Raw genomic sequence first — 15,175 nt, 5'->3', positions numbered from 1 at the left:
AAAAGGGATTGACTGTACGGAAATATATGGTATTGTAGTTTCTAACAGTATAGCGTTTACGAGGAAGCACCTCTTTCACGATTGTTCGTGGGAGAGGTGCTTTTTTGCGTTCAGCATGCTGTAAGACAACGAAAGTAGGGATTCCAATGCAGATTGTGTTTTTGAACCGGTTGTCCAGAATGTCCGGAGCGGATCAGGAGGTATATGCCCAGCTCTGGATCGGGGAAGAGGAGGGGCTCTGGCGCATCGGATGGCGTGATTTCTCCGGTACCCGTGAAATTGATGAGCATATCTGGTATGAGGGCGGCTCATGGAATGAGATGCTCTGCGTCTACAGGCATGAACTGGCAGTGAAGATGGGGGACGGCTACCGTCCGCTGATAGACGGTGCTTTTCACGAGGAAGAGACGCTGGCAGGGCGCAACCGTGAGCAGCTGAAGCTGCAGTATTACAGTGAGCAATACGGCAATCAGGCCGTCTACGAGGAGCTCTGCGCCTGGCGGCGTGGCAAAGCCTCCAGCGAGCGGAAGGCACCGTATATTCTGGCCAGCAACCGTCTGCTGCGCATGCTGAGCGCTTATCTGCCGCGGACGGAAGAGGAGCTGCTGCAGATTCCGGGAGTCGGCGAGGGCAAGGCCGCGCAGCATGGCAGCGACTGGCTGGCCATTACGGCCGGGATTCCGCGTGAGCACAGCTACCCGCTGGGCTGGGTGCATGAGGCTGTGGAGGAGGAGGGTTTCTCGTCCTGGCTGTACAAGCAGAAGGAGATCAAATACAAGAAGCAGCTTGAACGTCTGCGGCTGCGGCGGATTCTGCTGCAGGGTATCGAGAACGGGCTTGGCATGGAGCAGCTGCAGGCAACCGGGGGGATCAGCCGCCGTGAAGTGCTGGAAGCGGTTGAAGAGCTGGAGAAGGAGGGCTACTCCGTTGAGAAGCTGATTGAGAATGAGCTGAAGGAGGTCTCGGCGGAGGAGCAGAACAGGATCTGGACAGCCTACGAGCTGATGGGCGATACTTTTCTGAAGCCTGCGCTGTATAAGGCGTACGGGGAACATTTCTCGCCGGCGGAGGGGCTTGATCTCTATTATGAGCGCCTGCGGCTCATCCGTATCCGCTTCCGGCGGACCCGCGAGCCCCAGTTCATGGGAGAAGCGGTAAGCTATTAGAATATGCAAAAGGCGAAGGTTCCCCATACTTTGCAGTAGCGGTAGCCTTCGCCTCAGCGTAATCGTCCGTTAACGTTCATAGCCAATCCTTTTTGCGGAAAATAACAAGCATCCCGCAGCCTAGCGTTACCATTACAGCAATTACGCCATAGTAGCCGTACTGCGAATGGGTCTCGGGTATATTCTCAAAGTTCATCCCGTATATACCGGTAATGACGGTCAGCGGCATGAATATTGTAGTTATTGCAGTGAACACTCTCATGATTTCATTGGCGCGGTTAGCAATACTCGACTGGTAGGCTTCACGCAAGTTGCCCATCAGGTCGCGGTAGGTCTCAAAGGTTTCAGAGATTTTGACCGCATTTTCATAAATGTCGCTGAAATATTTCTGCAGCTGGTCGTCGATAAGACGCAGGTCCTTTTTGTTCAGGGTGTTGATTACTTCCTTCTGCGGCCCAAGCATTTTCTTCAGCCACAGAATTTCACTGCGCAGACCGATGATCTCGCTCAGATGCGTCTTCTTGGTATGCATCAGGATATCTTCCTCAAGCTTCTCTATCCGCGCTTCAATCCGGTCGCCGACTGAGAAGTAGTTGTCTACAACGATGTCGATCAGATGGTAGAGGAAGCGGTCAGGCTCACTGACCTCCTGCTCCCACAGAATGGGCTTCAGGACGCGCAGCTCGTGAATTTTCTGTTTAGTAACAGTAATAATGTAATGTCTGCCCAGGAATACATTCAGCGCCCGGAGGAAAATTTCCTCATCATCGAACCGGATGCTGTTCACTACAATAAAATAATGGCTCTCATAAATTTCAATCTTTGGCCGCTGTTCCTCTTCGCTGAGGCAGTCCTCCACGGCAAGATCATGCAGATTGAACAGGGGCTGAAGCAGCTCCAGGTCCTCATCATCAGCGTCGATCCAGTAGAATCCTTCAGCGGGGGCGGTCAGTGTTGCTTCAATGTCATCGATCGGGGTAAAAACCCCTGCGTTTACCAGCCGGATTTTCATCTGATTTCACTCCTTATGTCCCCGGTCTTCTCCAGGGTTATGCTAATTAAAGCACACGGAAAAAATCAGCTTAGCCGGCAGTACAATCAATGAACGGGCCAGAATGACGTCTCGAGAGCATGAAGAAGTAGTGCTCCCGCCGCCGGCAAGCTGATGTTAATCCTGTGTGGTTGCTCACTTTGCACGCTTAACTGCGTACCCGGGTCGCCTTCCATTCTTCTCTCACCTCTGCTCCTCGTCATTTGTGCCGTTGAAACACTTGTCTAGTATAACGCCGGGGTATGCCTCTTTCAAGCAAAATTCTTTACATTTCAAGGGCTCTTCAGCATTGTATGGACTTGACGAAAAGCAGGTTCATGATTTAAAGTGAATTTTAAGAAAAATAATTGAATACAGCTAAATCTTATCAAGAGCAGGTGGAGGGACTGGCCCGATGAAACCCGGCAACCGGCGTATATACGCACGGTGCTAATTCTTGCGGAAGCTATGCAGGGGATATAACCCCGGCGTTGGTTCTGGCAGATGAGAGAGGCGCATATGACTGAACCTATATGACCTTTCTCGTGCGAGAAGGGTCATTTTTGCATGGAATTCAGTTCAAGCTCAGGTACTAATTCGATTAAGGAGTGGACACAGCAATGCCAATCAAAATTCCTGACAGTTTACCGGCCAAAGAAGTATTATCCGGAGAAAATATCTTTGTAATGGATGAAAGCCAGGCTTTTCATCAGGATATCCGTCCGCTGCGGATCGCCATCCTGAATCTGATGCCAACCAAGGAAACGACCGAAACGCAGCTGCTGCGTCTGATCGGAAACTCTCCGCTCCAGGTCGATGTAGTCCTGCTTCATCCGAGTTCCCATACCTCCAAGAATACTTCAGCGGAGCATTTGAAGAGCTTCTATACAACTTTTGATGAAATCAGCCACCGCCGGTTCGACGGCCTGATAGTGACCGGAGCTCCTGTAGAGCAGCTGGAGTTCGAAGAGGTGAATTACTGGGAAGAGCTGAAACGGATTTTTGAATGGAGCAAGCACAACGTTACATCGACCATGCATATCTGTTGGGCCGCACAGGCGGGACTGTATCATCACTTTGGTGTACGCAAGGTCAGCCTGGAAGAGAAATGCTTCGGAGTGTTCCCGCACACCTTGAGCCATAATAATGTTAAGCTGCTGCGCGGCTTTGACGAGGTATTCCATGTGCCGCACTCCCGCCATACCGACGTATCGCGCGAAGATATCGAAGCTAACCCGGAGCTGCAGATTCTGGCCGAATCGGAGGAAGCCGGAGTTTACCTTGTAGCGACACATGACGGCAGACAGATATTTGTTACCGGACATTCCGAATATGACCCGTTCTCGCTAAAATGGGAATATGACCGTGACGTTGCGAAGGGGATGGATATTGCGCTGCCGAAACATTATTATCCCAATGATGATCCGCAGCGTACACCTCCGGCCGTATGGCGTGCCCATGCCAACTTATTGTTCGCCAATTGGCTCAATTACTATGTATACCAGGAGACACCCTACGATATTGGCCCTATTATTTAATAATATAGAAGCAACTGTACAATAACCCCACATTAGGAGGCTTACGATGGACGAGAAACTGAGGATTGAAAGCAGACTTGCACAAATAGGCTCACAGGAAGATCCCGCTACCGGGGCAGTTAATTATCCGATTTACAATGCAACGGCATTCCGTCACCCGAGACTTGGACAAAGCACCGGCTTTGATTATATCCGTACCAAAAACCCGACCCGTTCCGTACTTGAAACCGCTGCTGCTGAGCTGGAGTCCGGCGATGCCGGCTTTGCCTGCAGCTCCGGCATGGCTGCCCTGACCACCGTATTCGCTTTATTCGGGCAGGGCGACCACCTTGTCGTGTCCCTAGACCTGTATGGCGGAACCTATCGTCTTCTGGAACGGATTCTGTCCAAGTACGGAATCACAGCCTCCTATGTGGATACCAATGATCTTGACGGGCTGGAGGCAGCCCGCCGTCCGGAGACGAAGGCTGTATTTATCGAGACGCCGACCAATCCGCTAATGATGATTACCGATATAGAAGCAGTGTGTACCTGGGCCCGTCATCACGGGCTGCTGACCATTGTGGACAATACGCTGCTCACCCCGTTCTTCCAGCGTCCGCTTGAGCTTGGTGCGGATATCATCGTTCATAGCGCGACCAAATATTTGGGCGGCCACAACGATGTACTTGCCGGACTGATCGTGACCAAAGGAGCCGAGCTGTCTGCTGAAATGGCTGTTCTGCACAATTCGCTGGGCGCCGTTCTTGCTCCGAACGACAGTTATCAGCTGATGAAGGGCATGAAGACGCTGGCCCTGCGCATGGAACGGCATGAGAGTAACGCCTTGGCGATTGCACGTTATCTGCTGGAGCATCCGGCAGTGGCCGAGGTGTTCCATCCGGGGCTGCCGGATCACCCGGGGTATGAAATCCAGAACCGCCAATCCTCCGGCAACACAGGGATCTTCTCCTTTAAAGTGAAGGATGCCCGGTATGTGGAGCCGCTGCTCCGCCATATCCGCCTGATTGCTTTTGCCGAGAGCCTGGGCGGTGTTGAATCGCTGATGACCTATCCGGCCGTACAGACTCATGCCGACATTCCGGTTGAGATGCGTGATGCTGTCGGTGTAGATGACCGGCTGCTGCGCTTCTCCGTAGGCATTGAGCATGTGAACGATTTAATCGCTGATCTTGGCCAGGCGCTCGAAGCGGCACGGGTCGAGCTGGAGCAGGCTGTAACAGCTGAATAAATATACAGGGGAGACGGCAGCGCAGCTGATGCGCCACCGTCTTTTTACTGTCAGGAGTTCAGCAGGGCGGGATCAAAAGATTTCTCAAGCCGCCGGGAATGTGTTACGATGGATGAACGAATGCTTATCTATGTTTATTTTTAAAATTTAATCAACCATAAGAGATGGACTTTGAAGGAGGCTGCGAACGATGAGTGCGATAGATCTTATTCTGGATAAGACGCTGAAAGGCGAACGCCTCGGGCTGGAAGACACAATCCGGTTGTTCGAGAGCAACGAAATTGAAAAAATGGGCGCAGCCGCAGATGTAATCATGAAGCGCTGGCACCCCGATCCGCTGGCTACATTCGTCATTGGGCGCAATATTAACTATACTAATGTATGTGACGTATACTGCCGTTTCTGCGCATTTTACCGCAGACCCGGATCAGAGGAAGGTTATGTGCTCCCTGATGAAACCATCTACCAGAAGATCGCTGAGACGATTGCTGTAAATGGTACAGAAATTCTGATGCAGGGCGGAACGAACCCGAATCTGCCGTTCAGCTACTATACGGATATTCTCCGCGGGATCAAACAGCGGTTCCCTGAAATCACGATGCATTCCTTCTCTCCGGCGGAGATCATGAAGATGGTCGAGGTATCCGGCCTGCCGCTGGAGCAGGTGATGCGCGAGATTCATGCGGCCGGCCTGGATTCGCTTCCGGGCGGCGGGGCAGAGATCCTCGACGACCGTACCCGCCGCAAGATCAGCCGGCTCAAAGGCTCCTGGGTGGACTGGATGAACGTCATGAAGACCGCGCACAAGATCGGCATGAATACAACCGCTACGATGGTTATCGGCCTTGGCGAGAGTATGGAGGAGCGCGCGCTGCATCTCCTGCGGGTTCGTGAAGCTCAGGATGAGTGCATTGCGAACAAATATGACTCTGAGGGCTTCCTGGCCTTCATCTCCTGGACGTTCCAGCCGGATAACACCAATCTCAAGCTGGACAGACAGACTCCGGAGGAATATCTGAAGACGGTAGCAATCAGCCGGCTGGTGCTGGACAATATCAAGAATTTCCAGTCTTCGTGGGTAACGATGGGTCCTGAGGTCGGCAAGCTGTCCCTGCAATACGGCTGTAATGACTTCGGCAGCACAATGATCGAAGAGAACGTTGTTTCCTCGGCAGGTGCGACTTACAAGGTTAATATCGAGTCGATAACCCAGCTGATCCGCGAGGCCGGCAAGATTCCGGCACAGCGCAACACGCGTTATGATATTCTCCGGGTGTTCGATGATGAGAATGCGAAGATCGACAATGATTTTGTGATGCAGAACTAATCCTTATATGAAACTTTCATCCCCCGTCAGGCAGTGGCTATACTGCCTCGCGGGGGTTATTTTCGTCTATACTGTGCTGTCCTTGATCTGGCTGAGGATGATTCGGCGGATGGATGTGAACAAAACAGGCTGTTCGTTCACAAATATTCAGGCAATATTCTGCCATGCCACCGATGATCATGTCAGCATTTATACCGCTTAATAGGGGGATGGGTTTATAAATTTTTTTGTATAAATATAGAATGGTGTAGTTTTTGATAGTGGACATGAATCTGTTAGTTAAATAAGAACTATACTAATAGATATCTCACTCCGAAATGTATCGAAATCTCACATGCATTTTTCGTGTTTACTTGTATATTATGTGAGGTTTTGGGTTTGGAGTAAGGCATTATGACTAAATTCACGCTGAATCATATGATATTTTACACAACTATTGACTCTATTTGATGTTTTTTGCTAGATTCGTATATTTGCTTATGGTACAATTCTCCTCGGTCACTAATAGAGATGAACTGGGAGGATTAAACACTTATGGGAGAAAGACGATGGAACAAGCCGGTAGCTTCACTTCTGGCTACCACAGTTCTGACTGCACAGGTTTTTGGGGGTGTGCTTGTTGGTTCAGTTCTTGGAGCTGATACAGCAAAGGCCGCTCCGGCAGCCGGTGTGACAGTAGATCTGCGTCTGATGAGCACTACTGATGTGCACACCAATGTCTATGGCTGGGATTATTACAAGGATGCCCCTTCGGCGACAGTGGGTCTCGACAAAACAGCTACTCTGGTCAATGAAGCCAGAGAGCAGAACAGCAACAATCTTTTGCTTGATAACGGTGATTTGATTCAAGGTACTCCTCTGGGCACGTACGTGGCAACCGAATCCGACCTGGAAACTAATGACAATCGGATTCACCCTCTAATTGCCGCTATGAATGTTATGGACTACGATGCAGCTACCTTCGGCAATCATGAATTTAACTACGGCTTGGATTATCTCGAACGTACCATTAACGGAAGCTCCACACACAAAGAAGATACGGATGCAGATTTCAAGTATGTCAATGCAAATATTTATAACATTGACGGCACCAATAAATATAAGCCTTACGAAATTATTGATAAGGAAGTTGAAGGTTCGGACGGACAAACATATAAAGTGAAAGTGGGACTGATTGGCCTCGTTACACCACAGATTCTGGAGTGGGATAAGGCTAAGCTCGACGGCAAAGTGAAGGTTGAGGATATCAGTGAAACAGCTGCGAAATTTGTTCCTCTGATGAAAGATGACGGTGCGGAAGTCATTGTGGCTATGGCCCATACCGGGTTTGATGCTGCAGCAGCCTCATCCGTTTCCGGTGCAGAAAACGACATTAACCAACTGAGTAAAGTGGCAGGCATCGACGCCATCACATTCTCTCATACACATAAGGTTTTCCCGACTGTAAAGGAAAGTGACCTGGATGCTTCCTTCAAAGATCCTGCCACCAAACTTCCTTATAATACAGCGGACATTAAAATCGACAATACCAAAGGCCAGATTAACGGTACTCCGGCAGTTCAGGCTGGTTACGGAGGTGGATACCTGGGTCTAATCGATCTTAAAATTGTGCAGAATGACGGCAGATGGAAAGTTGATAAGGCGGGCTCTGTATCCTCCACGCGTTCAATTGCTGGTGTTGCTGCTGATCCGGCGATAGACGCTGTTACCTCAGCAGACCATGAGGCAACTAAAGCTTATGTTAATCAGCCGCTTGGAAAAACAACGGCTCCAATGAACAGCTTCTTCGCCATGGTGCAGGATGATCCGACAGTTCAGATCGTAACTTATGCGCAGCAGCGTTATGTATCGAATCTGATCAATACGGATGAGGCTTTGGCTGCATACAGAAATCACCCGATTCTAAGTGTCGGTGCTCCATTCAAGGCTGGACGCAACGGCCCTTCAGAATACACTGAAATTAAAGCGGGAAATCTGACAATTGCCAGCGCCAGCGACCTGTACCTGTATGACAACACGTTAAAAGCGATTGTTGTTAACGGCGAAACTGTGAAAAACTGGATTGAAATGAGTGCGGGGGCTTTCAACCGTATCAAACCGGGTATTTCAACCGCTCAGCCTTTGCTGAATCCCGAGTTCCAGGTCTTTAACTTTGATGTTATTGACGGTGTCCAGTACACAATCGACGTAACCAAGAACGCTAAATACAAACCGGACGGTTCGATTAACGATGCATCCTCCAGCCGTGTAACCAGCGTTACTTACGGCGGACAAGAAATCCTGCCTGATCAGGAATTCGTTGTAGTTACCAACAACTACCGTGCAAGCGGCGGAGGTAACTTCCCGGGCGTAAAAGCCGGCAAAATGATTATCGATTCCCAGATGGAGAACCGTCAGGTACTGATGGATTATATTAGTGAGGCCGGTGTAGTAGATCCGACTGCTGACGGCAACTGGTCGATTGCTCCAATCAAAGGCAACGTAACAGTAACCTTCCCTTCTTCACCGAAGGCAGCTGATGTGTTACCTTCCAACATTAAAGATACGCACACCAAAGATGTTAAAGGCTTCAGCATTTACAGCCTTGACCTGAAAGAGCATACACCTAAACCAACTGCCGATGTTGAAGTTCACCTGCTCGGTATTAACGACTTCCACGGCCAGCTGGATACTACTTCTGTAGTAAGCGGCAAGAATGCAGGTACTGCTGCGATTCTCGCAACATATCTGAAAGAGGCGCGTGCCAAGTATGAAAACTCCCTGCTCTTCCATAACGGGGACTCCGTAGGCGCATCTGCTCCGGTATCTTCACTTGAGCGTGATGAGCCGACCCATGAATGGATGAACCTGATGAAGTTCGACGTCGGAACACTGGGTAACCATGAATTTGACCAGGGCGTTGAAGCACTGAAAACACAGATTTTCGGCGGTGTTGATCCTAAGAACAGCAGCGTAAATCATGCTGGCTCCGACTTCGATTACATCAATGCCAACGTGGTTGACAGCGTGTATAAGAATCCAATCATCAACCCTTATGTTATTAAAGAAGTAGGCGGCGTGAAAATCGGATTTATCGGTGTGGTAACCAAAGCAACGCCAAGCAAAGTTGCTCCATCCGGCCTGGTAGGTGTTGAATTCCTTTCAGCCGAAAAAGAAGTAGAAGCAATTGAGAAATACGCTAAAGAACTGCAGGAACAGGGTGTAGAAACGATCATCGTGCTGGCACATGATCCGGCTACAACCAAAGGTGATGCAAATACCGGATTTGTAACGACAGGTGAAGCGGCGGATCTGGCCAATGCCCTGCCGGCTAACTCACCGGTAGACGTTATCGTTGCCGGGGATAACCACGGCTACGCGAACGATACCGTAAACGGCAAGCTGGTTGTTCAGGCTTACTCGTATGGTACTGCTTTTGAAGATATTAAGCTGATCATTGATCCTAATACAGGTGATGTGAAATCAAAATCTGCAACAGTTACGTCTACCTTCCAGGAAGGGGTAACCCCTGATCCTGAAACGGTTGCTCTGGTTAACAAATATCTGGCCAAGCATCCGGAGCTGACCCAGCCAGTAGGTACTACTGACGGTACAATTACACGTACAGATGCTTACAACAATGAAACGCCGCTCGGTAACCTGATTGCCGATGCAATGCGTGCGGCTGATTTCGGTGACGGAGCAGCAGCAGATTTCGCCTTCATGAATCCGGGCGGTATCCGCGCTGACCTTCCTAAGGGCAATGTATCCTTTGGGGATCTGGCCAAGATCCAGCCTTTCGGCAATACACTGGTGAAGCTGACCCTGACCGGTGAGCAGATCAAAACCCTGCTGCAGCAGCAATGGGGAGTAAAAGCTGACGGAACAGCCGATACGAAAACTCTGCAGATTTCCGGCCTGAAATATACGGCTGATATGTATCTGCCGGTTAAGGACCGCATCTCCAGCCTGACTAAGGCTGACGGTACACCGATTGATATGAACAAGAGCTATACTGCGGTCGTGAACAACTTCATGTCTGCAGGCGGTGATAACTACACTGTTCTGCTTTCTGCCAGCAAGCAAGTACCTGGTCCGATCGATCTGGATGTATTCTACGATTACATTGTAGACACATTCAAAGGCGGAGCTATTACAGCCAAGGTTGAAGGCCGTATTACTAACAACACCAAGGCTCCGGCCGCAATTCCTGGCGGTATTCCGGCGCCGGCGGCAACACCAGCACCATCGGCAACACCGGCTCCATCAACGGCACCGGCAACACCTGCTCCTTCGGCAGCACCAGGCACTTTCAGTGATCTGGGCAAAGTGGCCTGGGCTCAGGAAGCAATCAACTCCCTGGCAGCCAAGGGCATTGTGAAGGGTCTGGAGAACGGCCAGTTCGCTCCAACCAAAACAGTAACCCGTGCTGAATTCGTAACGATGCTCGTGCGTGCATTGAACCTGAGTGCTCCTGCATCAAGCACAGCCTTTAACGATGTGAAGCAGGGAGTATGGTATACCGATTCGATCGCTGCTGCTGTTAGCGCAGGTATTGTGAAGGGCAGCGGCAACGGCAAATTCGAACCGGGCCGAGAGATTACCCGCGAGGAAATGGCAATCATGATCGTAAATGCTCTTTCCGGTCAATTGGAACCGGTTGATGCCTCTACAGCTCTCGGCGCATTCGCTGATAAAAATTCCATCGCTCCTTATGCTCAGGAAGCTGTTGCACAGCTGACTCAGCTGGGAATCGTGAATGGGGTAGACGGCGGTAAATTTGCACCAAAAGCTATGGCTAACCGTGCACAGGCTGCAGTAATCATCTACCGCATGCTTGAGAACAAAGCTTCTTAATTCAGCTTCGATAATAAAGATGCCCCCGTCATCTCCGGATGACTGCGGGGCATCTTTTCGTTCCTTTATGATTATTCATACGCTTGATTCTCCGCATAAACAGGCCCATGCGAATCCCGCATGGGCCTGTTTATTGTAACAAGTTATTTATTTTACAGCAGCTTCCCACTTGCACCGGACCGGGGAGACAATGGCATTGTCTTTCTTGAGTTCAGTAAAAGCCTTGTCTACGGCTTTGCGCGCAAGGCCGGAGAGCTTCTCTACCTCACCGGCGGTGAGTGGGGTTGCCGATGCTTTGAGAATGTCCAGCACCTGTTCTTTTTCGCTCATGAAGGTCACGTCCTTATTCAATATATTTGAAAGAATGACAACTTAGATTTGTAGTATAGAAGAGGATTAGAAGAAATGCAGTGACTTTTATCGAATTGGGCTTTGAATAATAAAAAATGGATTTACAGTTGTATCCAAAAGTGATATCATAATTATATCAAATACATATCTTGTGGAGGTGCTTTTATGAAGGAGAAGGTTTTACGTCCGGTTAGCGGATTTTGGGTTATTGCGCTGATTGTGGTCTGTCTGGCAGGCGGGATCTACGGGGGAGCGCACGAATATGTTGCGGTGCCGGTCGTTCTGTTTTTAGTTGCCGCAGTTCTGTGCACAAGCATCACGATTGTCCAGCCTAACAAGTCAGTTGTGGTCACCTTTTTCGGGCAATATGTCGGAACGATTGTGAAGAGCGGGATGTATGCGGTTATTCCGTTCAGTATCCGTAAGACCGTGTCGCTGCGGGTGCGCAATTTTAACAGTGTCAAGCTGAAGGTTAATGATGTGGAAGGGAACCCGATTGAAATTGCGGCAGTCATTGTTTTCAAAGTCATCAATTCTGCCAAAGCGCTGTTTGATGTAGATAAATATATGGCTTTTGTCGAGATTCAGAGCGAAACCGCGCTGCGTCATGTAGCGAGCAAATATCCGTATGATAACTTTAATGAATCAGGCATGTCACTGCGGGCCAATGCCGACGAGATCGCCAAGGAGCTGGCTTCGGAATTGCAGGAGCGTTTGTCCTTGTCCGGGGTAGAGGTGATTGAGGCGCGTCTGACGCATCTGGCTTACTCTACAGAGATTGCCAGCACCATGCTGCAGCGCCAGCAGGCCTCGGCCATTCTGTCGGCACGGCAGATCATTGTGGAAGGCGCTGTCGGCATGGTAGACATGGCGATCCGTCAGCTTAAAGAAAATGGCGTGGTTGAGCTTGATGAAGAGCGCAAGGCGGCCATGATCAACAACCTGATGGTGGCGATTGTGTCTGAGCGCGGAGCGAGCCCGGTGATCAATGCCGGTTCGTTGTACTAGGGGATGATGAATCATGGCGGCCAAGAAGAGCTTTCCGCTGCGGATTGATCCGGAGCTGTATGAAGCGCTGGAGCGTTGGGCGGGAGAGGAATTTCGCAGCGTAAACGGACACATTGAATATTTGCTGCGTGAGTCTTTGAAGCGCGCGGGTCGCTTGCCGGGAAAAAAACGCCGGGAAGAGGAGTAAATGTAAACAGGAAATCCTGCCTTGTACGCTTGTATGCTTGACTGAAGCAGCGGACAGCTTTATAATTACTGCATAATTCACGTTAACAGCGTCGACAAAGACATGGATCGTTATCAGGACCGCTTCAGAGAGAGGGAACCCAGGCTGCAATTTCCTCCGGTATCCGGCTTCCGATCTACCCCTTTGTAGCTGCGGTTATGAACTCCCGGAGGCTTCTGCACTCATTGTTACGGGATAGTAAGAACCGCCGGTTCATGGCCGTTATTCCCATGCTGATGAAGGATTCTTGTATAGAATCGAATTTGGGTGGAACCACGGGTGCAATCACTCGTCCCTTTGCGGGACGGGTGTTTTTTGTTTGCGTGGATTTTCCGTACCGCCACTTAATGCCCGAAAGAGGGCCAGCTACCAACCACTAGGAGGAACAATAATGTCAGTAAGTATTAAGCTTCCGGACGGATCAGTCCGGGAATATGAGAACGGCAGCACTATCGACGATGTAGCTGCTTCGATCAGCAGCGGCCTGCGCAAGAATGCAGCCGCCGGCAAGCTGAACGGGATTATTGTCGACCTGTCGACACCGCTTGAAGAAGGCGCACTCATTGAGATCGTTACGCTGGATTCACCGGAGGGTCTGGAGGTTATGCGTCATAGTACCGCCCACCTGATGGCCCAGGCAACCAGACGTTTGTTCGGTGCGAAGGAAGTCAAGCTCGGAGTCGGTCCGGTTATTGAAGACGGCTTCTACTATGATATGGACCTGGAGCATCCGCTCAATCCGGAAGATCTGCTCAAGATCGAGAAGGAAATGGAACGTATCGTTAACGAAAATCTGCCGATTGTACGCAAAGAAGTCAGCCGCAAGGAAGCACTGGATCTTTTCGGTGAGCTTGGCGATCCGTACAAGCTGGAGCTGATTGAGGCGCTGCCGGAAGACAGCGTGATTTCGATCTATGAGCAGGGTGAATTCTTTGACCTGTGCCGCGGACCGCATGTGCCGTCCACTTCCAAGATCAAAGTATTCAAGCTGATGAATGTAGCCGGCGCTTACTGGCGCGGAGACAGCAAGAACAAAATGCTGCAGCGCGTATACGGTACAGCCTGGATCAAAAAAGCCCAGCTCGATGAGCATCTGCGGCTGCTGGAGGAAGCCAAGAAACGTGACCACCGCAAGCTGGGTAAAGAGCTGGAAATCTTCACCTTCAACCAGCTGGTCGGACAGGGTCTGCCGATCTGGCTGCCTAAAGGCGCCAAGCTGCGCAGCATTCTGGAGCGTTATATCGTCGATCTGGAAGCCAGCCTCGGCTACCAGCACGTATACACTCCGGTGCTTGGTAACGTAGAGCTGTACAAAACTTCCGGACACTGGGAGCACTACCAGGAAGACATGTTCCCTAAGATGGTTATTGATACCGAGGAGTTCGTGCTTCGTCCGATGAACTGCCCGCATCACATGATGATCTATAAGAGCTCGATGCACAGCTACCGCGACCTGCCGATCCGCATTGCCGAGCTGGGCACTATGCACCGCTATGAAATGTCCGGCGCGCTGACCGGTCTGCACCGCGTTCGCTCCATGACGCTGAATGATTCCCATATCTTCTGCCGCCTGGACCAGATCAAGAGCGAATTCAAACGCGTACTTGAGCTGATCAAGCAGGTATACAGCGATTTCGGTATTCACGATTACCGTTTCCGTCTGTCCTACCGTGATCCGCAGGATACTGAAAAGTACTTCCAGAATGATGAAATGTGGGAGACTGCACAGCGTATGCTGCGCGAGGTAGCGGAAGAAGCCGGTCTGCCGTTCTTTGAAGCAGAAGGCGAAGCGGCCTTCTACGGACCTAAGCTTGATGTGCAGATCCGCACCGCGCTCGGCAAGGAAGAAACCCTGTCCACTGTACAGATCGACTTCCTGCTGCCTGAGCGCTTCGAGCTGGAGTACGTCGGGGATGACGGTAACAAACATCGTCCGGTTGTGCTTCACCGTGGTATTCTCGGCACAATGGAACGTTTCGTAGCCTTCCTGCTGGAGAACTTTGCCGGTTCACTTCCGCTGTGGCTGTCGCCGCAGCAGGTCAAGATTATTCCGGTATCCTCGGCCTTTGATGAATATGCCAAGGATGTTGAAGCGAAGCTGCAGAGAAACGGTATCCGTGCTGAAGTGGACCTGCGCAATGAGAAGCTCGGGTACAAGATCCGTGAAGCCCAGCTCGAGAAGCTTCCATATATGTTCGTAGTCGGCGAGAACGAGATGAATGCGGGCACCGTGTCCATCCGCAAACGCGGGGAAGGCGATATCGGCGCCAAGCCGCTTGAAGAAGTAATTGAAACACTGGGTAAGGAAATTTCCGGCCGCGTAATCTGATTTAGCCGATAAGCCTGCTATCATAGTCTCTGTCATATGCCTCGTGAAGCCGCCTATCAGCGCTTCATGTATAAAATTTTGTGAAACGGGAAACCTTCGCTAATAGGGGGAGGTTTATCAAATGAACAAAATG

10 protein-coding genes and 1 riboswitch are annotated in these 15,175 nt (G+C 50.5%); of the genes, 8 read left to right on the top strand and 2 right to left on the bottom strand.

Features of this window, described 5'->3' with window-relative positions; all coding sequences use genetic code 11:
- Positions 1–146 precede the first annotated feature (146 nt).
- The gene (locus tag M2108_RS24880; protein ID WP_277472089.1) at positions 147–1,166 is read left to right on the top strand and encodes an HRDC domain-containing protein; all 1,020 of its coding nucleotides are present in this window, start codon (positions 147–149) and stop codon (positions 1,164–1,166) included.
- 76 nt (positions 1,167–1,242) lie between these two features.
- Here the strand turns inward: M2108_RS24880 and corA are convergent, their stop codons facing one another.
- Entirely contained in the window at positions 1,243–2,178 is a 936-nt protein-coding gene (gene corA / locus M2108_RS24875) for a magnesium/cobalt transporter CorA (RefSeq protein ID WP_277472087.1), read from the bottom strand.
- 400 nt (positions 2,179–2,578) lie between these two features.
- Positions 2,579–2,707: riboswitch (SAM riboswitch) on the top strand.
- A gap of 109 nt (positions 2,708–2,816) precedes the next feature.
- Between corA and metA the strand changes: the two genes are divergently transcribed.
- The 4 genes from metA to M2108_RS24855 all read left to right on the top strand — a co-directional run bounded on the left by metA (position 2,817) and on the right by M2108_RS24855 (position 11,128).
- Positions 2,817–3,734: a homoserine O-acetyltransferase MetA gene (gene metA / locus M2108_RS24870; protein ID WP_277472086.1), complete on the top strand. Its 918-nt coding sequence runs from the start codon at positions 2,817–2,819 to the stop codon at positions 3,732–3,734.
- Between the two features lie 46 nt (positions 3,735–3,780).
- Entirely contained in the window at positions 3,781–4,965 is a 1,185-nt protein-coding gene (locus tag M2108_RS24865) for an aminotransferase class I/II-fold pyridoxal phosphate-dependent enzyme (RefSeq protein ID WP_277472085.1), read from the top strand.
- Between the two features lie 190 nt (positions 4,966–5,155).
- Positions 5,156–6,292, top strand: coding sequence for a cyclic dehypoxanthinyl futalosine synthase (gene mqnC / locus M2108_RS24860; RefSeq protein ID WP_277472084.1), 1,137 nt, complete (start codon positions 5,156–5,158; stop codon positions 6,290–6,292).
- A 534-nt stretch (positions 6,293–6,826) separates the two neighbouring features.
- On the top strand, positions 6,827–11,128 hold the full coding sequence (locus M2108_RS24855; protein WP_277472083.1) for a bifunctional 2',3'-cyclic-nucleotide 2'-phosphodiesterase/3'-nucleotidase: 4,302 nt from the start codon (positions 6,827–6,829) through the stop codon (positions 11,126–11,128).
- A gap of 147 nt (positions 11,129–11,275) precedes the next feature.
- Here M2108_RS24855 and M2108_RS24850 read toward each other — a convergent pair whose 3' ends face one another.
- A complete protein-coding gene (locus tag M2108_RS24850) occupies positions 11,276–11,458 on the bottom strand; it encodes a transcriptional regulator (RefSeq protein WP_277472082.1) in 183 nt (60 codons plus the stop codon).
- 186 nt (positions 11,459–11,644) lie between these two features.
- Here M2108_RS24850 and M2108_RS24845 point away from each other — a divergent pair, with 186 nt between their 5' ends.
- The 3 genes from M2108_RS24845 (at position 11,645) to thrS (ending at position 15,042) form a co-directional block, all read left to right on the top strand.
- A complete protein-coding gene (locus tag M2108_RS24845) occupies positions 11,645–12,487 on the top strand; it encodes an SPFH domain-containing protein (protein ID WP_068728966.1) in 843 nt (280 codons plus the stop codon).
- A 13-nt stretch (positions 12,488–12,500) separates the two neighbouring features.
- On the top strand, positions 12,501–12,674 hold the full coding sequence (locus M2108_RS24840; protein WP_039871515.1) for a type II toxin-antitoxin system antitoxin: 174 nt from the start codon (positions 12,501–12,503) through the stop codon (positions 12,672–12,674).
- 430 nt (positions 12,675–13,104) lie between these two features.
- The gene (gene thrS, locus M2108_RS24835) at positions 13,105–15,042 is read left to right on the top strand and encodes a threonine--tRNA ligase (RefSeq protein WP_277472081.1); all 1,938 of its coding nucleotides are present in this window, start codon (positions 13,105–13,107) and stop codon (positions 15,040–15,042) included.
- Positions 15,043–15,175: the final 133 nt, after the last annotated feature.

The organism is Paenibacillus sp. PastM-3 (assembly GCF_029893965.1).
Lineage (GTDB): Bacteria > Bacillota > Bacilli > Paenibacillales > Paenibacillaceae > Paenibacillus_AQ.
The sequence above is the reverse complement of the archived record's forward strand: the minus strand, read 5'-3'. Positions and strand labels throughout refer to the sequence as shown.